Origin of the sequence: Psychrosphaera ytuae, from assembly GCF_017638545.1 — a bacterium.
Taxonomy (GTDB): Bacteria; Pseudomonadota; Gammaproteobacteria; order Enterobacterales; family Alteromonadaceae; genus Psychrosphaera; species Psychrosphaera ytuae.
The window spans coordinates 691,231-710,819 of record NZ_CP072110.1 but is presented as its reverse complement, the minus strand read 5'-3'; the positions used below and the strand labels follow the sequence as shown (position 1 = coordinate 710,819).

General features: G+C 40.8%; 20 protein-coding genes. 11 read left to right on the top strand and 9 right to left on the bottom strand.

Going from position 1 to position 19,589, the window contains the following annotated elements:
- Positions 1 to 30 precede the first annotated feature (30 nt).
- The 3 genes from J1N51_RS03235 to J1N51_RS03225 are packed head-to-tail and all read right to left on the bottom strand — an operon-like array spanning position 31 to position 4,863.
- Positions 31 to 2,583 (bottom strand): amino acid kinase family protein, encoded by a 2,553-nt coding sequence (locus J1N51_RS03235; protein WP_208832557.1) that lies wholly within the window; start codon positions 2,581 to 2,583, stop codon positions 31 to 33.
- Positions 2,573 to 3,790, bottom strand: coding sequence for a cystathionine gamma-synthase (metB, locus tag J1N51_RS03230; protein ID WP_208832556.1), 1,218 nt, complete (start codon positions 3,788 to 3,790; stop codon positions 2,573 to 2,575). Before metB ends, J1N51_RS03235 begins: the two co-directional genes overlap by 11 nt.
- On the bottom strand, positions 3,787 to 4,863 hold the full coding sequence (locus tag J1N51_RS03225) for an alpha/beta fold hydrolase (RefSeq protein WP_208832555.1): 1,077 nt from the start codon (positions 4,861 to 4,863) through the stop codon (positions 3,787 to 3,789). Before J1N51_RS03225 ends, metB begins: the two co-directional genes overlap by 4 nt.
- 372 nt (positions 4,864 to 5,235) lie before the next feature.
- Here J1N51_RS03225 and J1N51_RS03220 point away from each other — a divergent pair, with 372 nt between their 5' ends.
- The 3 genes from J1N51_RS03220 to J1N51_RS03210 all read left to right on the top strand — a co-directional run bounded on the left by J1N51_RS03220 (position 5,236) and on the right by J1N51_RS03210 (position 8,426).
- The gene (locus J1N51_RS03220) at positions 5,236 to 5,499 is read left to right on the top strand and encodes a CBU_0592 family membrane protein (RefSeq protein ID WP_208832554.1); all 264 of its coding nucleotides are present in this window, start codon (positions 5,236 to 5,238) and stop codon (positions 5,497 to 5,499) included.
- 216 nt (positions 5,500 to 5,715) lie between these two features.
- Complete coding sequence (locus J1N51_RS03215) at positions 5,716 to 7,773, top strand: spermidine synthase (RefSeq protein ID WP_208832553.1); 2,058 nt, start codon at positions 5,716 to 5,718, stop codon at positions 7,771 to 7,773.
- The gene (locus J1N51_RS03210) at positions 7,773 to 8,426 is read left to right on the top strand and encodes a hypothetical protein (protein ID WP_232842845.1); all 654 of its coding nucleotides are present in this window, start codon (positions 7,773 to 7,775) and stop codon (positions 8,424 to 8,426) included. The genes J1N51_RS03215 and J1N51_RS03210 overlap by 1 nt, the downstream gene beginning before the upstream one ends.
- Here J1N51_RS03210 and J1N51_RS03205 read toward each other — a convergent pair.
- The 3 genes from J1N51_RS03205 to J1N51_RS03195 all read right to left on the bottom strand — a co-directional run bounded on the left by J1N51_RS03205 (position 8,423) and on the right by J1N51_RS03195 (position 11,170).
- Positions 8,423 to 10,075, bottom strand: coding sequence for a lipoprotein N-acyltransferase Lnb domain-containing protein (locus J1N51_RS03205; protein WP_208832552.1), 1,653 nt, complete (start codon positions 10,073 to 10,075; stop codon positions 8,423 to 8,425). The genes J1N51_RS03210 and J1N51_RS03205 overlap by 4 nt on opposite strands.
- A 28-nt stretch (positions 10,076 to 10,103) precedes the next feature.
- The gene (locus tag J1N51_RS03200) at positions 10,104 to 10,478 is read right to left on the bottom strand and encodes an adenosine deaminase (protein ID WP_232842844.1); all 375 of its coding nucleotides are present in this window, start codon (positions 10,476 to 10,478) and stop codon (positions 10,104 to 10,106) included.
- A gap of 92 nt (positions 10,479 to 10,570) precedes the next feature.
- Positions 10,571 to 11,170, bottom strand: coding sequence for a hypothetical protein (locus tag J1N51_RS03195; RefSeq protein WP_208832551.1), 600 nt, complete (start codon positions 11,168 to 11,170; stop codon positions 10,571 to 10,573).
- A 190-nt stretch (positions 11,171 to 11,360) separates the two neighbouring features.
- On the opposite strand from J1N51_RS03195, the gene J1N51_RS03190 reads away from it, so the two are divergent.
- The 4 genes from J1N51_RS03190 to J1N51_RS03175 all read left to right on the top strand — a co-directional run bounded on the left by J1N51_RS03190 (position 11,361) and on the right by J1N51_RS03175 (position 14,646).
- Entirely contained in the window at positions 11,361 to 12,575 is a 1,215-nt protein-coding gene (locus J1N51_RS03190) for an aminotransferase class V-fold PLP-dependent enzyme (protein WP_208832550.1), read from the top strand.
- Between the two features lie 27 nt (positions 12,576 to 12,602).
- A complete protein-coding gene (locus J1N51_RS03185) occupies positions 12,603 to 13,340 on the top strand; it encodes a MauE/DoxX family redox-associated membrane protein (RefSeq protein ID WP_208833298.1) in 738 nt (245 codons plus the stop codon).
- Between the two features lie 98 nt (positions 13,341 to 13,438).
- Positions 13,439 to 14,005: an elongation factor P-like protein EfpL gene (gene efpL, locus J1N51_RS03180; RefSeq protein WP_208832549.1), complete on the top strand. Its 567-nt coding sequence runs from the start codon at positions 13,439 to 13,441 to the stop codon at positions 14,003 to 14,005.
- A gap of 203 nt (positions 14,006 to 14,208) precedes the next feature.
- Positions 14,209 to 14,646, top strand: coding sequence for a DUF3293 domain-containing protein (locus J1N51_RS03175; RefSeq protein ID WP_208832548.1), 438 nt, complete (start codon positions 14,209 to 14,211; stop codon positions 14,644 to 14,646).
- A 30-nt stretch (positions 14,647 to 14,676) separates the two neighbouring features.
- Here J1N51_RS03175 and J1N51_RS03170 read toward each other — a convergent pair whose 3' ends face one another.
- Entirely contained in the window at positions 14,677 to 15,294 is a 618-nt protein-coding gene (locus tag J1N51_RS03170) for a TetR family transcriptional regulator (protein WP_208832547.1), read from the bottom strand.
- Positions 15,295 to 15,506: 212 nt separating this feature from the next.
- Here J1N51_RS03170 and J1N51_RS03165 point away from each other — a divergent pair, with 212 nt between their 5' ends.
- Both J1N51_RS03165 and J1N51_RS03160 read left to right on the top strand, forming a co-directional pair.
- Positions 15,507 to 16,535: a flavin reductase family protein gene (locus J1N51_RS03165; protein WP_208832546.1), complete on the top strand. Its 1,029-nt coding sequence runs from the start codon at positions 15,507 to 15,509 to the stop codon at positions 16,533 to 16,535.
- 47 nt (positions 16,536 to 16,582) lie between these two features.
- On the top strand, positions 16,583 to 17,557 hold the full coding sequence (locus J1N51_RS03160) for a fatty acid desaturase family protein (protein WP_208833297.1): 975 nt from the start codon (positions 16,583 to 16,585) through the stop codon (positions 17,555 to 17,557).
- An 18-nt stretch (positions 17,558 to 17,575) separates the two neighbouring features.
- Here the strand turns inward: J1N51_RS03160 and J1N51_RS03155 are convergent, their stop codons facing one another.
- Positions 17,576 to 17,818, bottom strand: a complete 243-nt coding sequence (locus J1N51_RS03155) for a DUF2061 domain-containing protein (RefSeq protein WP_208832545.1) — start codon at positions 17,816 to 17,818, stop codon at positions 17,576 to 17,578.
- 1 nt (position 17,819) lies between these two features.
- Positions 17,820 to 17,969, bottom strand: coding sequence for a hypothetical protein (locus J1N51_RS03150; protein ID WP_208832544.1), 150 nt, complete (start codon positions 17,967 to 17,969; stop codon positions 17,820 to 17,822).
- Between the two features lie 122 nt (positions 17,970 to 18,091).
- Here J1N51_RS03150 and J1N51_RS03145 point away from each other — a divergent pair, with 122 nt between their 5' ends.
- Both J1N51_RS03145 and J1N51_RS03140 read left to right on the top strand, forming a co-directional pair.
- Complete coding sequence (locus J1N51_RS03145; protein WP_208832543.1) at positions 18,092 to 19,315, top strand: sugar ABC transporter substrate-binding protein; 1,224 nt, start codon at positions 18,092 to 18,094, stop codon at positions 19,313 to 19,315.
- Complete coding sequence (locus J1N51_RS03140) at positions 19,305 to 19,505, top strand: hypothetical protein (protein WP_208832542.1); 201 nt, start codon at positions 19,305 to 19,307, stop codon at positions 19,503 to 19,505. Before J1N51_RS03145 ends, J1N51_RS03140 begins: the two co-directional genes overlap by 11 nt.
- Positions 19,506 to 19,589: the final 84 nt, after the last annotated feature.

Below are 19,589 nucleotides of genomic sequence, written 5' to 3'. Positions count from 1 at the left end.
ATTAACGTTCACTTTTATCAATAGCTGCTTTTATAAATGCTTACTTGAAAGTAACGTCAACAAATCAGCAAGTACTCCTGATGCAGTAACCGTAGCCCCAGCACCGGGTCCTCGAATGACTAGTGGAATGTCTTGATAAAACTCACTTTCTATCAAGAACAAATTATCACCTGGTAATAAACCGTGAAACGGTGAGTCAGAGTCTACATCGGTCAGTTCAAGACGAGCGTTGGCGACGATATAACCAGGCTGGTCTGTTTGTATACCGTATTGAAAATCTATTTGTGCCAATGGCACGAGTGCCGTTGGTGTAGTCGGTACCTGACTGTCAAAATACGCATCGAGTTGGTTTGCGTGTTTGTCTATGTCTAGAGATGGCGCATCACAAACGGAATTCGGCAACCAATTGGGCAAAGCAATGTCGTTGAGCTCTAAGTTGGCACCAGCCTCACGAGCCAAAATCACTAATTTTCTTGCGATGTCGATACCAGATAGGTCCAGACGTGGGTCTGGCTCGGTAAAGCCTTTTTGTTTGGCTTGGGCAATCGCTTCAGAAAATCGGGTCCCCTGACTATATTGATTAAATATGTATGCCAATGAACCTGAACATACTGTTTTTATGCTGTGAATTCGATCGCCGCTCTGAATTAAATTTTTAATTGTTTGGATGACCGGCAAACCTGCACCTACCGTTGATTCATATAACCATTTAACAGCGTTATCTCGTGCAACGTGTTGAAGAAGCTGGTAGTTGGTCGAATGTGAAGAACCCGCAACTTTGTTGGCTGTGATGACATGGTGACCATCGCTAAAAAATTGACTGTAATAAGTCGCAACTTGATCACTACCAGTCGTGTCAATGATGACAGACTGAACCGTATCAGTGTGTACTAAGCTTTTTAACTTTTTAGAAAATTGGACTAAATCTTGGTCGGCTGTTTGTTTTAAGCCGGATGATTCATTCAAGGTGCTAGACCATTGCGTTAACTCATTTAAACTTACCTGCTGCTTAGAATTGGCAAGCAATACAAAACGACACCTTTTTGCTAGGTTAGCCTCAGGTTGTAGTGATGCGATTCGATCTAAGACTTCGCCGCCAACTTGCCCAGGGCCGATTAGGCCGACTAGAAGCTCGGTATGCAAATTAGAAAGGGCGCTATGCAACAGTGATTCTATATTGTCTTTAGACGCTGTCGATTGTCCATCGTCGAGTTGCTTGTCGTCGACCAAGGCAACCAATGCATTTGGCATAGTAAGCAACTGTATTGGCGTTATATTATGTTGCGTAAAAAACTGAGCAAACCAATCTTGTAATTGGTGGCTGTTATGGGTAATAACACTGATCAAACTCACGTGTTTAAAATCGGCATGTGTATTGTCGAGAGTAAGTAGTTCTAACTGCGGGTCGATGAGGGCGAGGCTCAATGCAGTGTTTAATGAGTTTGTTTGCAATTGACCAATGTTGTTCTCAAAGTGCAGCAAAATAGGGTATTGCTCAGGTACGCACTCTAAATCAATGAGAGCCAGATCTTTTTTGACATGGACAATCCAATCTTCTTTTTGATTTAAATCCTGGTGGCGAATACTTGAGCCTACTTTTAACTTATTTGTCTCAGTATTATTTTGGTTTGATGCGTACTCAGTATCAAGCCTACGAATGGTCAATTCTATGGCATTGGACTCAAGCGGGCTTAGGGTGCGGTGGTGTAACACAGGAGAACCGAGTTGAGACAAAGTAAAGGCGTTTTGATAAGACAACTCGTCTCGTCGTCGCGCTTCAGACACGCTGTTTGGATCGGCAGAGAAAACACCATCAACGTCGGTCCAAAACGTAACTTTTTTAGCATCAAGTAAACTTGCGATGAGGCTCGCAGAATAATCACTGCCGTTTCTTCCTAACAGAATGGTTTTACCCATGTGGTCTGATGCGACAAATCCTGTGATTACATTGATGTTGCGTTCATGAGTTGTTTTTGTTTGGTTTAAGGTCGCTTGTAACTTGGCGAAACTAGTACTTTCACAAAAGCCATTTTTATTAAATCTAAGTACATTGCGGGCGTCTATCCAACGAGAGCTGGTAAACTTTCGGTTTTTGTTTTGTTCATTCAAAAACTCGAGGGCAAGGGCGAATAATCTGGCCGACCATACTTCGCCATAGGCAATGATATCTGCTCTGGTTAGGTTAGGGTGACCATTGTTGAGCCACCTTGAAATTGAATTTTGATCTTGATGTAAAAGCTCAATATATTCATTTAAATACTTGTCTGATATACATAATCGGGCAAGTTCGGTTTGTTGCTCAATTAACGTTTTTAATTGCTTGGCTAATAATTTTGAATCACCGGTAAGAGCTTCGTCTAATAAGGCTTTATCGTCACACAGTTGGATTAAATGATCGGTGTTATTACCATTAGCAGAAACAACGACAGCACTGACGTTGCTCTCAGCTAAAGTGGCACGAGCCGCCGCTAAAACTCTAGGCGCTGTCCCTAGGCTCGAACCACCAAATTTAAATACCTCGTGGACGCGGATAGGTTCACCAGAGTGAACTTGGATGTTAGGAACTTCGGCTTCAAATGGCATGGCTTACCTCATTGATCTCTGAATGTGAGGCTGATTGTGGTTCGACCCATTGTTTGGCCTTGTCTAATGCGTTGCGCAAGTCGGCAATCAGCTCTTCGGTTTGCTCAAGACCGATAGACACTCGAATAAGATTATTTCGGATACCGGCTTTTAGGCGAGCTGCGTCATCCATAGCGGCGTGGGTCATAGTTGCAGGGTGGCAAATGAGACTTTCAACTCCACCTAAACTCTCAGCCAGAGAGAATAGCTCGAGATGTGAAAAGAAGGCTGCAATTTGTGGTTGAGTAAGTCCGAGTTCGAAACTTAGTACAGCACCAAAACCACTTTGCTGCTCTACCGCAATATGGTGGTTAGGGTGAGTTGGTAAAGAAGGGTGATATACGCGGTCCACTGCGCTGTGGCCTAACAAGAAGGCGACAACCTTTTTGGCTGTTTGTTCATGTTGCTGCTGGCGTACATGTAATGTTCTTAAACCTCGAAGCGTCAAATAACTATCAAACGGTGCTCCTGTGATGCCTAAGCAGTTTGCCCACCAAGCTAATTCTTCTCCAAGTTCTTTTGATTTGGTAATTACAGCGCCACCAACAACATCACTGTGACCATTGATGTATTTAGTCGTAGAGTGAACAACAATATCAGCGCCAAGTTTTAGCGGCTGCTGGTGAACCGGTGACAGGAAGGTATTGTCAACGGCGACGAGGGCCTGTTTTTGTTTAGCGAGTGCACAAATATTTTTGATGTCATATACACGTAGCAATGGGTTTGACGGTGTCTCAACCCAAATCAGTTTAGTGTTAGATTTCAAAGCCGATTTCAATGCGCTTTCATCATTTTGGTCTACATAGTCGATTTCGAATAATCCACGCTCAGCAAGCTTGGTAAATAGTCTATAAGTGCCCCCATAACAATCGTGCGGGGCAATTAAATGATCGCCCGGATTGAGTACTTGAAGCGCCAAATGAATGGCCGAAATTCCTGAAGAAGTAATGATGCCAGCTGCACCTTGTTCTAGCTCAGCTAGGGCAGTGGCAAGATTATCACGAGTTGGATTACCTGAGCGCGTGTAGTCGTATTTACGTGGCTGACCCAATCCCTCAAACGTGTAATTACTTGAAAGGTAGAGTGGGGGAATAACAGCACCGAATTGTTCATCTGTCTCTAGGCCAGCTCGAATCGCTGCGGTTTGATTTGAGTAGTTGCGAGTCATGAGTGTTCTCCTGAAGTTAATGCTTTGGTCTGAGGTGCCGCTTCACTTTTGATATGGCGGTTAAAAATTTTGTTTAGGGCCTGAGTTTCTTTTAAAAATCCATCGTGACCAAAAGGGGTTTGAATTAAATAATGGCTGGATTTGGAACTGGAGTTGTCTGATAACTCCTTTACTAAATGCTCTGGGATCAACACATCGGTATCGAATGCGACAGTGACAATAGGAACCTTAATTTCCTCAGGGTTGATCTCAAACAAGTCGATTGATTGACTTAAGGTGATATAGGCATACGGACAAAAACGGTTTACAAAATGATCACCAGCTCTGTCTAAATAGTCTTCAAACTCAAAACGAAAGCTATCGTTCCTTTCATACGGTTGAGCCGAAAAGCGACCGTCAAACTCATCGTCGGCGCGATAAGACAGCATAGCTAAGGAGCGTGCGAGCTTTAACCCCTCTTTGTGGTTCGGGCTTTCAAGTGTCAGTTTGATGATTTGGCGCTGTATTGCACGATTCGCTTTTGCCTTGTTTGGCGTAGTGTGTGCACAGCAGATCACAAAAACTTGATTTAGGCGACTAGGGTATTGAATAGCAAATGCTTGTGCGACAAAGCCTCCATATGAATTGCCTACCACAGCGTGCAACTTGGTAATATTAAGTTTGTCGAGCAGTAGGGCAATGGCATTAGCTTGGTCTTGAGGCAAAATGGTGTTGTTGCGATCAAACGAGAGGGGTGACTTAACTGAAGATGAACGGCCATTGCCACCCAAAAACTCTATACTTAAAATTCGAAACTTGTCTGTCGACAACGCCGGTTCATAGTTAAGGTCATATTCTGTATTTGAATTATCACTTACCGCGGGCCCAGCAATATCATGCCACCACCCTTTTTTTAAATTTATCGTTGAATCATTTGAGTCGCATATATTGAGACTAGACAGTTGCTCCTCATTAGTAACGAACATATCAGCAGAAATCCCGCCCATCACTAAAATGACAGGAGCATTGGGTTTACCAACTAAGCGGTACTCAATTTGCGGAGCTTGGATTTCACCACCTAACGACAATTTCAATGAATTGCCTATGGGCATGATATTAGAGTTATGATTCATAAATTTGGTTTGTCATTGGTTTTGGATGGCTAAACGTCTATTTAGAATAGTGGCTCAATTTAAGATGTCAAGATGTTTAGATGGCTAAATGTAATTTGTTAGCGCTGATACAATGCATGGCTAAAATGTCTAATTTGCTTAAAAATCTTCTTGCAGTTTAATTTGGAGGCTTGATATACTTCTCCCTTCGAACAGCGGGTCCCCTCGACCCGGTTCTTTAGAGGACAAGATGTCCTCTCACAAAGATACGCTGTTTCATGGACTGAGAATGATCCTTCCCACGGAATTGGGCCAGCCCTCTTGGATCATTGAAAATTTCCGGAGTTAGTTGAAATGATTGACATCATTTTTGACGTCATAGGTATGTCTGGCACTTTTTTAGTTGTCGGCGCGTTCTTTTTATTGCAGTTAGATAAAGTCCCACCAACGGGCCTAACTTACAATTTAATGAACTTAACTGGGGCAATTTTGTTGCTTATCAGCCTTTGTTACAACTTCAACTTAGCGAGCTTTGTTATCGAACTATTTTGGATAGCTGCCTCAATTATTGGGCTGTATAAGTACTATCAAAATAAGAACAAAGACGCTGTGTCGTAGCAGAGTAAACTCTAATCCAAAGAGTATAAATTGGTAAAACATAAGCAAAAAGAGGCGAACCTTAGGGTTCGCTTTCTTGTTTTTAGGGACAATAGGTTCTATCCCTTTAAAAAAGCACAAACTTATATCACTCAATACCTTCTTCGTTATATCATTCAATTACTTCCGTCGTATCTTTTCTTTTTTTAATTCTGTTTTTTAATTTGGTTTTTTAGCGTGAGAACACATTTTTTAATTACTATTGTCATTAGTGCATTTTTGTTATTTGTCGTTCAGCCAATGTACGCCAGAATTTTGTTACCTCAATATGGAGGTGGCAGTGCGGTTTGGACGGCGTGTATGGTGTTTTTTCAAAGCTTTTTGTTAATTGGTTATTCGTATGCCCATGGCCTGGTGCGATGGTGTCCGATGAAGCATCAAAAGCGAGTTCACTTAATTATTAGTCTTTTTGTTGGCCTGTCATACCTCCTAATAGGGGCCCTTAGGAGTGACATAGTCTCGACAGTGCAGGAAGGCAGTGATCCTTTTGTAGCGATATTTGTCGAGTTACTTACGACTGTTGGGCTACCTTATTGGCTACTATCAACAACCGCACCTTTATTACAATTTTGGTATAGCCAACAATCACTTAGTGATGACAAGAGTAATGATGTCTACCGATTGTACTCGGCGTCTAATGTCGGTGCCTTTGTAGCTTTGTTTAGTTATCCTTTGTTAATTGAATATCGCTTGTCATTGTCCGAACAAAGTGCGTTTTGGTTAGGTGGCTTTGTTGGTTTTGTAGTGGTTTTGGCTTGGTTAATTACGCGATTGAGCCAAGATAAAGGTGGCGCTGACGAATCAATACCAAAACCAGAAAAAGACGGTGTCGACAGCCCTACAAACTTTGTTTTTGAGTCAATGCGATGGCTAGGTTTTGCTGCGCTCGGTGTTGTTTTACTCATATCAATAACAAGTAATCTAACTCATAACGTCCCACCCATCCCTTTATTGTGGACCGTGCCATTAGCCTTATATCTGCTGTCTTATATTTTGACTTTTAGGTTTCCAGCGTTTTATCAAAGGATCTACTGGAACGTACTGTTTGTCGTTTTAGCGGTTATCGGCCTGTTTTTATTTTATATCGGTTCGCAGTTTAGCTTGGTCAGTCAGGTGGTACTTTACTTGTTATTGCTGTTTGTTGGCTGTGTGATTTGTCATGGTGAATTGTACTTGTCTCGACCGGCTCCAGACAGGGTCACAAGTTTTTATCTTATTCTTGCCTTAGGCGGTGTAGTAGGTAGCTTATTTACTTCATTTGTTGCGACATCCTTGTTTAATCAATATTACGAATTGTTTGTTGCGCTTGTTGGTATCATGATTTTGGTCGGGTTGAGCAAAAATGTTGGCTGGTTAACTCGTAGTTCTTTGGTCGTGGTTTCGTCACTTTATGTTGTTGCAACCTGGACGATTGATAACCAGTTTAATCGGTTTAATATTTATCAAGACCGAAACTTTTACGGCACGGTGACGGTTAAAGATATAGAGTTAGAAGGGCGGGTTGAAAGGCGATTGATCGATGGTTATACCGCTCATGGCAATCAAGTCATTTCTGACTCACAGTTAAAGCCGCTACCGCAAAGTTACTACCGCCGTGAAACTGGGATCGGCAAGTGGTTAAGTAGTGAATGGAATGTAGGTACATCTCGTCGAATTGCGTTAGTTGGCTTGGGCGTTGGTGCATTAGCGTATTACGGTAAAGCAGGCGACCAATATCGATTTTATGAACTAAACCCACAAGTAAAAGACGCAGCCTACAAATACTTTGATTTTTTAACAACGTCATCGGCTCAAGTTGATGTGGTGTTGGGTGATGCTAGGATTCAACTGTCGAGAGAGTTACATAAATCAGACGTAAATAAATTTGATCTCATGGTCATTGACGCGTTTTCGAGCGATGCCATACCTGTGCATTTAATTACTCAAGAAGCAATGCAGCTTTACTTAGACTTATTAAACGAACATGGCGTGCTGGCATTTCATATCTCAAATACCTATCTGGATTTAAGACCGGTTCTGGCGCAAGCAGCAGCGGACTTCAACTTAGCGTCAAGCTACGTCTATACCCCCGCTGATCAACGTCACCCTTACGCATCTGATTGGGTCTTCTTATCTAGGTCAAAGACTGATTTGGATTTGTATTTGGCTGGTTCGTACAATCTTCGAGAGACTACCGAAACGGAGGGGGTACGCTGGACTGATGACTTTTCGAGTATTTTACAGGTCCTAAAATAATGGCTGTGGAGCAAAGTGTGTTATATCACTGGTTGGGTAGTCTCAGCGCAGCATTGTTTTTATTTACATGGTTTGGCCTTTATCAACAAATAAAAGCGATTGAGTCACGCAGATTGGCAGGGCTTGCTTCGACTAGAAGCTTGTCTATGAATCAATTTAGTTCTAGTTATCTCGCATTTTACGCAAATTTCATTTTTGCTATCGCTCTCGAGCCATTTAATCATTATCTATTTTGGACGCGTATCGGCGCGCTACTTTTGGTTTTGTTTGTGATCGTTAGAATATGGCAAGAGCGGTCAAGTCGAAAGAATCAACTAATTGTGGCAGGATCGGTAGGGTTATTGTTACTGGGGCTGGTGTCAATCTTATACCGACCTTATCCGGGTATTGCACAATTAGGTGCGACAAGTTTGATGTTGATTGTCACCGTGATTTTAGTGCAAGGCACATTACACCAATGTTGGTTGGTTTATACCAATAAAACACGAGGTGATTTATCGGCGACCCTGTTTAAAAGCATTTTAATAAAGGATGTTAGTACGTTGGCTTTTGCGCTGACAATACCCATTGAGCAAGCTTGGCCGTTATTGTTGCTCAATGGGATGAGTGTTGTTACTCGAGGATTGTTATTAGTACTGATAAGGCGTTATTAGAACAGCCAATCAAATGAAACCATGAAAGACTTTTCCTTAAAGGACGTAGACTGCTCTGTTGCAATTTTTAAAGCCACTACTTTGTTTCCCTTCAAATAATGAGTCCATTGCGACGACAGTGATGTCCTGTGCTGTCCAATATTAATTTCATTGAATACACGAGATATTTCAAACTGTACTTTGTTTTTGTCACCAACATAAGCAAGCATACCTACACGTGGGGCTAGACTAAAATAGCTGTCTGACAAATTTGTCGCTAAAGTCATATCCAACATTGTATAAACAGTGGACATCAAGGTCCTTTTACTAAGACCTATGCCGTAATTTAACTTTAAATAATACTGTAAATTGGAGTAGCGATCTGTCGATTCAGGTGACTTATAAACACTATCAATACCGACAGAAAAATGACTAGCATTAAATACCTTAGATGGGTTCATTGCTAGGGTTGTAACTGAGTATAGCCCTAACTGCTTGAGTTTAAGACTTTGCTCATCAACGTTTATTAATACGGATAGGTCTAACATTTTTAATTCAGACTCATAACCGTTAAGCCGATTGTCGTATTCTAATTTGTGCGAGGCTGGCAAAAAACCGAGCTCTAATACGGTTTGCTGTGCCCGCTTTCCAATTGCTAAGTAGGCACTTGAATCGGGTTGTAATTGATCCGGAACTGAAAGAGGTAAAGCCATATTCCCCCAGTTAGTTGCAAGCAACACTGACGGAGTGTCCAAAATATTAGCTTGTTGGCTTGCTTTAACCACATCTATTGGCGTAACCCATATATCCTCTTTATTCAGCACTGCAGGTTCAATTAGACCAAGAATGTACAAGGTTAAGGTGGCACAGTTGTATGACTGGAACAAATACCTAATGTCGATATCTTTAAGTTCCCAAAGATGTAGTCTAAGGAGTTGGCTTGCATATTCGTCGGCCTTTATTGGGTAGTGCCACAGGTTACGCTCTTCTTGGGCTATGTATCTATGTTTAACCGCTTGATAAGGCTTGACTAAAAAGTAGCCAGGCATGCCGCTTATCAAGCCGTCATAAGCTAATTTGACAGGGTTGTTAGAAGTTATTTCGTTGTAAAACGAAAGTGCGTGTTCTACGTAATTGTTTCGAGAAGACGTGCCGCTAACCTTTAAAAAAATATGACCCATCATACTCGTTGCAGAATTGAGGTCACTGGAAGCAAAAACTAACTCTAGATCCTCAAAAGGCACATAGTCAATGTAAGTTTTCAGCCCAGTACAGTTAGCTTGAGGAAACGAAACGTTGATCTGGTGTTTAGCAAGCTCTTGCTCGATAAAATACTTACGCGCAGGAAAGCGACAAGATGCGTGATGATCTGAGGTTAGGTTTTCAGTTGATAACAGCTGTTCAATTGTTGCCAATAGTTCACTTTTGTAATCGAATTTTGGCTCGCTAAGTAAAAATTTAGGGTCGTTTATTTGCGGAACTGTTACTGCATGAAGGAGTAAACGCCAGCGTTCTTGTCTGTGTAACTCAATGCTTTCAACATGTGTAGTGATTTGTTCGAAGGAGTTTGGTGCAATTTCAAAACTAGACTCTGTACTTAATACTGAGCTAGTAAATAAAAGCAAAAAAGCGAGTAAAACTCGCTTTTTGTATTCTATCAATTTGTACATTTTTACAAAAATGGATAACTAGATAGAATTATTCAGTACAAGCAATGCTTACTGTTTCTGCGTAGTTCCACATTTTACCAGTACCGGCATCTGTTGAAGAACCTAAAACGCCACCGATGATAACGTTACCGAAGAACATTGGCTCGATCTTCTTAGTAACTGCAGTTGAAGCAGCACAACCTTCAGCAGAAGTTGTGATAACTTTCTCTGAACCGTCACGAGTTACTTGAATAAGACCTGGAGCTTGGAAAGTTTTTCCTTCAACCGTAACTTGAACGTTTTTACCGTTAGAAGTAACAACATTGATGTTTTGGTTGTTTTCAGTCGCGATAGTTGCACAACCAGAAAGAGTTGATACAGCTAGAACAGATGCTAAAGAAAGCGCCTTCATTGTTTTTTCCATGTTGAAATCCTTTTTTACTTTTACAACTTTTTGGAGGGCAGAAAGGTACATGGATTCGTTTTATAAAACAACTGGTTTTGTGATAAATGTTGCTATTTTATCCGAAAATCTAGAATAAACTCTTCACAAGAGCCTTGATAAGCCGTATCCATTAAACTGCCAATTCGCCATTGTTTGTCTGCGTGAACTACCTGAATCGTATTGACACCGCAATGGCTGATTTTGCCGTTGTAATAAAATACGAAGTAAGTCCAAACTGTTGCTAGATTCTCAAAACGTTGAATGTGATAGCGAATGATCCGTTCGTCCATTATATCGTTTTTGCGTTTAGAGATGCTTTCGGCAAATTGATTTACATCAGTGTATTTAAGAACACCTGAATGTGACGCTCTAATAAGGGAAGCGTCTGGTGCAAAGGAGGCAACGATTTTATTTTTGTTGTGCTCTCGCATACCGTCAAACAATTGCTTGATGGGACGTATAATAGCCGCTTTGAGTTGTTCATTGGTGGGCGTAGAGCGGGTTTGATCATAACCGACAATAGTATCGGCTTTGCTTAATTTTTCTCCTGCTGAGACCACGACGTTATCTTTGGTACTTTTGTCGTCATTGAAGGGCTGTGCATATACAGAACTGCACCCTAAAGCGGCAAGCATAATTAATGTAAGGGTAGTAGTGGCTTTGGTCATCATAAGTAGTTTACCTAGTTTGTCACGGCAATGTTGGCAATTACGCATAAACCTAAGTTTACAGTAAAAATCACTGCATTATCAGTGTACTTAACCTGTTGTATTGATAACTTATCGCGCATTGAATAATCTATACTTATCTAACAGACCTCGCTCTGCACTGTGCCTTAGGCATAACTCACCAAGGACCATTATGTATCAACAATATTACCAACAATTTTTAAAGGCTAGGCCAAATGTTCAACATTTTGCTTGTCATAGCCACCACTATTGGCCAGATGTGACACGTGAGGCAATGCTTGAATATTGGGACGATACGGCTCGAATGGTTGATGATAAATGGGAATATATATTTTCTAAAAAGATGCCGTCGACACAAGCTATGATCGCCGAATACTTGGCGATCAAACAGCCAGAACGCATTGTTTTTGCACCCAATACGCATGAGCTTTTGTATCGTATTTACTCTAGCTTTCCGGCTGGAAAAAAACTAAGAGTCTTAACTACGGATAGTGAGTTTTATTCATTTCAAAGGCAATCAGAACGTTGGTTGCAAGAAAATGTGATTGAATTGGTGAAAGTGCCGACAGAGCCATTTGATACATTTGAACAACGCTTTATTGAAGCGGCGAACGAGACAAATTTTGACTGGATATTTTGTAGTCAGGTGTTCTTTAACTCAGGTTATGCCATTCAAAACTTAACGCGGTTTGTAGAGCAATTACCGGAGTCGAGTTTAATTACTATAGATGGTTATCACGGCTTTTTTGCGATTCCTACAGACCTATCAACACTGGAGCAGCGCATATTTTATTTATCAGGCAGTTATAAATATGCACAGGGTGGAGAAGGGGCCTGTTTTGCAGTTGTTCCTGACGGTAATTTTGAGCCTCGTTACACAGGGTGGTTTGCTGAGTTTGGTGATTTACACAATCGTCAATCAGGGTCAGTTGCGTACGCGAAACACGGCCAACAGTTTGCAGGTGCAACCATGGACATGTCGGCAATGTACCGACTGCACTCTGTTCTTGCATTATTTAAAAGTGAAGGGGTGAACATCGCTCAAATCCATAAATTTGTATTGGCATGTCAAAACGCTTTTTTGGCGATCTTGGACGAAATTGAGCACCCAACCCTCAATCGAAAAAATTTATTGCAAACCCACCTCTATGAGAGTTTGTCGGCAGTAGAAGGTGAGTTAAATAAGTCTATACACGGCCACTTTTTGACGTTCAAGTTACCTAAAGAAGAAGTAACTCGACTGGCAAATTTTTTATCACAACACGGCATCAAAACCGATTATCGCGGCGACCGTTTGAGGTTTGGCTTTGCTATGTATCACGAGCCGCATCAGTATGACTTGAGTTGTTTAGAGTCGGACAAGCGCAATTTTACGACTAAGCTTTAGTGATTAACTAATTAAGGGTGTGATTTTATTATGAAAAAAGCAATATTGTACCGAATGGTTACTGATAAACACATTTGTCCTTACGGGATAAGAACTAAAGACTTGTTAAAAAGTGAGGGGTATGAGGTAGAGGATAAGCACCTCACTAGCCGCGAACAAACTGATGAGTTTAAAGCGGAGCACGATGTTAAAACGACCCCACAAACCTTCATTGAGGGTAAAAGAATTGGTGGCTACGAAGATGTATGTCGGTTTTTGGGTAAGGAAGTAAAAGATAGGTCAAAAAAAACGTATCGACCTGTACTTGCGTTATTTGCAGTAGCTGCAGTTTTGGCTTTAGTGACACAGTTTGAAGCAGTATTCGCGTTTGATGGTTACACCTTATTTATGACCTTTGTTGGTTATGCCATGGTGTTATTAGCGGCCCAGAAGTTACAGGACGTTTTTGCATTTGCGAACTCTTTTATGACCTACGACTTGTTAGCCTTAAGGCAACCTAAATATGCCAATTTTTATCCTTATTTGGAAGCCTTTGTTGGCATAGGTATGCTGGCTGCGCTGCCGATTTTTATTATTGCTCCGGTTTCGATTGTGATAGGAACGATTGGAGCTGTGTCGGTGATCAAAGCGGTTTATATTGACCGCAGAGAACTCAGCTGTGCGTGTGTCGGAGGCAACAGTAATGTGCCACTGGGATTTGTATCTCTGACTGAAAATGTTGTTATGGTACTGGCCGGTGTATTGATGTTCAGTCACTGGTTTTAAATATTCATTGGTTATTCAGAAGAAAGGGGCTTTTACTTTCGTACTTGGCTTTCGTAAAATCCCCCTCGAAATATAACAAAAACAATTGGAGAAGTAGCATGCCTAAGGCAAGTGAAATCAAAAAGAACGCCGCCATCGAATACAATGGTCGTGTTGTATTAATTAAAGACATTGAGCGTTCGGTACCACAGGGCCGTGCAGGTGGTAGCTTGTATCGTATGCGTATGTACGACGTAGTCACGGGCACCAAAATCGACGAGACGTTTAAAGATTCGGATATGTTAACCATGGCAGATTTGTCTCGTCGTCCGGTTATGTTTTCTTATACAGATGGCGATGAGTATGTCTTCATGGACAACGAAGACTACACACCATACCACTTGAACAAAGAAACTATCGAAGACCAATTGCAATTCATTACCGAAGAAACTCAAGGGTTAATGGTATTGGTCATAGGTGATGCAGCTGCAACAGTTGAAGTGCCGTTGACGGTAGATTTGGACATTGTCGAAACCGCACCGTCTCTGAAAGGTGGTTCAGCGACTGCTCGTACAAAACCAGCGACATTGAGCACGGGGCTTGTTGTTCAAGTACCGGAGCATATTTCTACTGGTGACAAGATCAAAGTAAACACTGAAGAAAACAAGTTTGTAAGCCGAGCCTAATTACAAGTTTTTCTCTACATTAATTGTGACTGCGATAGTTCTCGAATTACCGTGGTCACTTTGTCCACCAATTTATTAAGACCGACCCGCACTCACTCTATTTGAAGTTTAGTTGGGTATATTTGAGGAGGTCTGCTAGGTTTAAAGAGTAACAGCTATAAGTGGAACTAGTAATCTAACTGTGAGTCAAAAAAGGAGCGGTTATGAGTTATGGAAACGAAGCACTACAAATTACACCTAAACAAACTTCAGATGACCTAATGGCGTTATACAGCCAAACGGTATTTTTATTTCGTACTCTTGAGGATGGCCATTTACCCAACCCGTTTGCCATCATTACTGCATCTAACCCATTGGGACAGATCCTGTCGAAAGATGAAAACGATCAACGAAATAGGCAATTACAAAAAGAACTAAGTCATGTTCTGCATGAAAAAATAATTGGTGCTTCAGAAGATTTAGAACACCAAGAACACAGTTTTATTGTGCAAATATCCAAACCAGCTGCAATTGGTTTGGCGCTCAAATACGACCAAAATGCGATATTTTGGGTAGAGGGCGACGACCTACACATAATCCCTGTGTTGATGTCAGGTGACGAAGTGTCAGTAGGGTCGTTTAGAGATAGGTTAGTCACGTGACGCAATCTCTGAGTTAGTTCTCTTTGGCTGTCACGAGATCTCTTTTAAAGACGACGCCCCTTTTAAAATAAACTTCACCATTTTTACCGTTTCTTCAATGCGCGCTGATAACTCTGTATCTGGTGCATTTAAAGCAATTCCACCCATAGCGAATACTAATTGTGTGATGGCTTTTGCGACAACGTCAGTATCTTGGGTATGATATTTTGGATTGACGTCGTTGGCTTTATCAAGGTCTGTCTTTAGTTCGTTAGCAAAAAAGTCCAATTGGTTTTTAATAGCCGCCTGAAAGTTACCAGAACCGACAGTACCCTCCCGCAAAAGGATAGGTAAAGATGAACCTGGCTTTGTCATTTCATTAAAAAAACATTCTACCGACACCCTTACCACTGACTTTTCGTTGATGATAAGTATTCTAGCGTCACGAATGATCGTACGAAGGTGTTTACCCGCCAATTCAATGATTGCGATATTTAATGTTTCCATATCTTTGAAGTGACGATAAAAGCTATTTGGGGCGATACCTGCTTCACGAGTTACTTCTCTTAAACTCAATGAGGAAATACTGCGGTGAGGGCCAACTAATGCGATAGCCGCGTTGATAATATCTTCGCTACTGATTGAGGCTTTTCTTCCAACTGTTTTCAAAATGGTGCTTCTATGTCTATTTTGCTAGCGCCATTTTTTCACAACTTACTCATTTTTACTAGGTTCAATCCTGTGCCGGATTATTGGGGCGCTACCAAATAGTTAACGACTGTACAAAATAGATAATATACAAATTTATATACGGTTGTATATTTATGTGTATAATGCCCAGTTCAACATGCATATTTTTAAAAGAAGGGTATTTTTCAGTTGTGAAAAATTTGGTACAACGCCTTTGGAGTTCGACTGCTCTACCACAGTCTCTAGATTTTTGGTTGAAGCAATTTAAGGTTAATTTTCAATTTGATACTCCTACGGTAAAAGTTTTAGACAAAGCAATAATCGGTGACGCGGTAAAGTTGGTGTTAAAGCCGAGTAAAAAGTGTCATGCGTTTTTGGCAGGTCAACATATAAGGTTAAAGGTTTTTATTGATGGAATAGGGCACGAACGTTGTTATTCCATTGCGAATCTTCCAAGTTCAAAAGGGGTTATTGAGCTTTATATTAAAGTTCAAGGTCTGGTCAGTAATGCAATTAGACATCAAGTAAGCATTGGTGATGTACTCGATGTCTCTCAGCCATTTGGCGACAATCACTCAAAAAGGTTTGATGGTTTTGTTGCAGGGGGGATTGGAATTACAGCTCTGTGGCCGTTATTTTTGTCGGCAAAAAAAGACAACCCTGATTTAGTTTTGCTCTATTTAACTCGCCTTGAAAGCAATGAAAGTGGCCTACCTAAGGACAACAAAGAATACGTACTATTCAATGAGATCAGACAAAGCCGTGCGTTTACTGAGGGCAAAGTAAAAATACTCGATGGTAGAACAACACTGACCAATGCAAATGAGCTACTTAACCATTTTGGTGACACTAGTCGGTTATTGTCGTGCGGATCGGAAGGGTTTAATCAGCAAGTTAATGAGGTCGTTAAAAAATCAGACAAACAAATTTATGTCGAGTTTGAAAGCTTTAAGACGGCAGAGCCTGCAAATATCTCTGAAGAATATGCTGAACATCAAATAATATTGACCAAGTCAAATCAAACTCTGACCGTCACCAACCAGTCTACTTTGTTAGAAAGCTTGTTAGAGGCGGGTCTCAAACCTCAATATGGTTGCAAACAAGGCATTTGTCATCAATGTACCTGTCGTGTCGCTCCAAGTTCTCTTCTCAACGACAACAATAAATCCATTCAATTGTGTACGACGGTACCTAATCAATCATTGGAGATCGAACTGTGAATTTTGATCAATTAGCCGCTGATATAGATGCGATCAAAACAGAAACCATGGCCAAAGTGGGTAAGGAAGACGCACTGTATATTCGTCGCATCGAAAAAATTGTTCGATATAGTGCAATTGCTGGGCGAGTGTTGTTAATGCTTTCTTGGTTCCCACCGTTTTGGCTGTTGGGCACTGCCTTATTAGCATTCAGTAAAATAATGGAGAACATGGAGTTAGGTCATAATGTTATACATGGCCAATATAACTTCATGAATGACGAGCGATTTAACGGTAACCACTATGAGTGGGATATTGCAGGTACTGCTGATAATTGGCGTAAGACCCACAATTATTCCCATCACACCTACACCAATGTAAAGGGTAAAGACCATGATATTGGCTATACGATTTTACGAATCTTTAAAGAGCAAAAGTGGCATCCGGCGTTTGTTTTTCAGCCTATTTATGCGGTGATATTTGCCTTGTTATTTCAGTGGGGCGTAGCGTTACAAAACCTTAGATTAGGTCGGTTATTCACTGGTAAGGTAAGTTTTAAGGAATTTATTAATGAAGATCGACCTGCGTTCAAAAAAATGTTTGGCCAAGTCTTCAAAGATTACGTGTTTTTTCCTGTGATTGCAGGACCAATGTTTGTACCTGTGATCTTGGGTAACTTAGTTGCGAATTTGCTCCGTAACCTATGGACGTATTTGATCATTTTCTGTGGTCATTTTACTAAGGATGCACATGTTTTTGATCGTTCCGTACTTAAGGACGAATCTAAAGGACATTGGTATTATCGCCAGATTTTGGGGTCTTCAAACATCAAAGGCGGCAAGTGGTTTCATATTTTAAGTGGAAACCTTAGCCACCAAATTGAACACCACTTGTTCCCAACGATGCCGTCATATCGATATGCGGAAGTTGCCCCTAAAGTACAGGCCGTCTGCAAAAAACACGGTATTCAGTACAATAATGGCAATATATTTAAGCAATTTGGCCAAGTTATGACGCGTATTGCTAGATACAGCTTTCCTTAACTTGGTTACCCTGGGCGCTTATACCGATAACGATAAGCGCTCAGAGTCCAAACTTTTTGATGCGGAAACGTCAATACTCTGTGAGTTTTGCTTTGCAGTTCTGCGTTGCCACAGTTTTTCATGAAAGTAATACGCAACGGTATTAATCGCCGGTTCTACCATTGCGACTAATCCGCCAACCACCACATCACCTGTCAGCGCAAACGTTACCCCAAACGCAACAGTAAAGTGCGTTATTGCAAAGGTTGTCGTTTTAGCCATTTCATAAATCCACGTTTGTTAGGTTAACACTTTTGGTAACACAAACCTGGTCACCGTAATAATTGTCCGAATAATTACATTCAGTCATTTCTACCGTCTTTTGTTTTTCGTTTTTGTTTATTTGGTCTAAAGTTTCAATAAGTTGGCTCATAATGTTATCTCCTTAATGCGATAACCTAATGTTCGTTGAATTTCGTTGATTTGTATAATTGAATAAATTTTAAATTACGTTCAATTTATTTGAATTAATATCGGGGCTTGTTGGAGGGTAATGTGACAGTGGTGCATAAACAGCGGTGCAAGCTTATGCTTGGTTTAGCTTTATCTTCCTTTTATTTGATAGTGGTTAGCTTGTTATTACCTTTTAGACTTGCTGCGCAAGAGGCCGAGCAAATTACTCTCGCTTATGGTCTGGAGAGTTATGACTTTCAACACTTACTAGACACTTTTACTCTGCAAACAGGCATTATTGTTAATGTTAAATCGTTTAAAAATAACGAATTAAAATCAGAGCTGATCCAGCGGTCTACGATAAAACAATTACCCGATGCGATAATCGTTCCGTCTGATTTTTTAGGGATTGATGAGCTACGGCCAAGTGTTATTCCCAATAGCTTAATTAATAAAAACGTGAGTAAAGTAGCGCTTAATACAGCGAAGGTAAAAGGAGAACTCAAAGGTATTCCAATTGTGTTTGGTAATCACCTTGTACTTTATTACAACAAATCATTAGTCACTACAGCTCCATCGACTTGGCAACAGCTCATTAAAGAACAATCAAACTTCTCTAAGCCAAGTAATTATATAGCCTGGAGTTATATGGAAATGTATTGGTTTATTCCGTTTTTGGGCGTATATGACAGTGTTCCTTACGAAAATGGCCAAATTAAACTAAATACAAATGAAATGATTTCCGCATTCAAATGGTACAAGTCTTTGAGGGATAACAAGGTCGTGGATACGAATTGCGATTATGAGTGTGCCAACAACCGATTTAAAGCCGGTGAATTAGCCATGACCATAAATGGGGTTTGGGAATACCAAGCAAATCGCACAGCGCTCGGAGACAAACTTGGCGTTGCATCGTTACCCTTAAAAGATAACAAGCATATGAGACCCTACTTTTCATCTCACGTTATTGCATTTCCTGATGAATCTCTGGCGGGCCCCAAAGGTAAAGCGCTGCGCCGACTGGCTGCTTTTTTTCAAACAGAGAATACCCAAGAAACGATTGGTTTAGATTTGAATACGGTACCAACGAACGAAGTGTCTTTGAATTTTGTTAAGCAGCAAAGCCCGGCAGATTTTGATGTGATGTACAAACAAATTCAAAACGCTAACCCTATGCCTAATGAGAGAGAAATGGCTATCGTTTGGGAGGCGCTACTAAAAGGGCTGAATCGTTACTTAGCCGGAGTCTTTGATGCAAAAACAGCGGTAGAGTATATGCAACACGTTGCCGAAAAATCGGTAAATAAAGAGTCAAATGATGAATAAAAAGAGTGTTGTAAACGAACTTAGAATAACGGTATCACTGTCTATTCTTGCTCTGTTGGTTTTGTGTTTAACTATCTTTGGCTACGACAATTACCAACAGTCCATTTCAATCGCAAAACAAGATGTGGCTCGTCATGCCAAAAGCCTAGCGCTAGACATGCAATCAGAGTTAATTAAACAAACTAATTAACTCGCGGTTTTATCGACCAATAAAGTTTTGGCCGAGCTACCACAAAATATTTTGTTTACCCAATATGCATTTCGTGAGTTAAAG

Coding starts and splice junctions, on each gene's coding strand:
- J1N51_RS03235 (WP_208832557.1), bottom strand. CDS start 2,583: ATGCCATTTGAAGCCGAAGTTCCTAACATCCAAGTTCACTCTGGTGAA.
- metB (WP_208832556.1), bottom strand. CDS start 3,790: ATGACTCGCAACTACTCAAATCAAACCGCAGCGATTCGAGCTGGCCTA.
- J1N51_RS03220 (WP_208832554.1), top strand. CDS start 5,236: ATGATTGACATCATTTTTGACGTCATAGGTATGTCTGGCACTTTTTTA.
- J1N51_RS03210 (WP_232842845.1), top strand. CDS start 7,773: ATGGCTGTGGAGCAAAGTGTGTTATATCACTGGTTGGGTAGTCTCAGC.
- J1N51_RS03205 (WP_208832552.1), bottom strand. CDS start 10,075: ATGTACAAATTGATAGAATACAAAAAGCGAGTTTTACTCGCTTTTTTG.
- J1N51_RS03200 (WP_232842844.1), bottom strand. CDS start 10,478: ATGGAAAAAACAATGAAGGCGCTTTCTTTAGCATCTGTTCTAGCTGTA.
- J1N51_RS03195 (WP_208832551.1), bottom strand. CDS start 11,170: ATGATGACCAAAGCCACTACTACCCTTACATTAATTATGCTTGCCGCT.
- J1N51_RS03190 (WP_208832550.1), top strand. CDS start 11,361: ATGTATCAACAATATTACCAACAATTTTTAAAGGCTAGGCCAAATGTT.
- efpL (WP_208832549.1), top strand. CDS start 13,439: ATGCCTAAGGCAAGTGAAATCAAAAAGAACGCCGCCATCGAATACAAT.
- J1N51_RS03175 (WP_208832548.1), top strand. CDS start 14,209: ATGAGTTATGGAAACGAAGCACTACAAATTACACCTAAACAAACTTCA.
- J1N51_RS03160 (WP_208833297.1), top strand. CDS start 16,583: ATGGCCAAAGTGGGTAAGGAAGACGCACTGTATATTCGTCGCATCGAA.
- J1N51_RS03155 (WP_208832545.1), bottom strand. CDS start 17,818: ATGGCTAAAACGACAACCTTTGCAATAACGCACTTTACTGTTGCGTTT.
- J1N51_RS03150 (WP_208832544.1), bottom strand. CDS start 17,969: ATGAGCCAACTTATTGAAACTTTAGACCAAATAAACAAAAACGAAAAA.
- J1N51_RS03140 (WP_208832542.1), top strand. CDS start 19,305: ATGATGAATAAAAAGAGTGTTGTAAACGAACTTAGAATAACGGTATCA.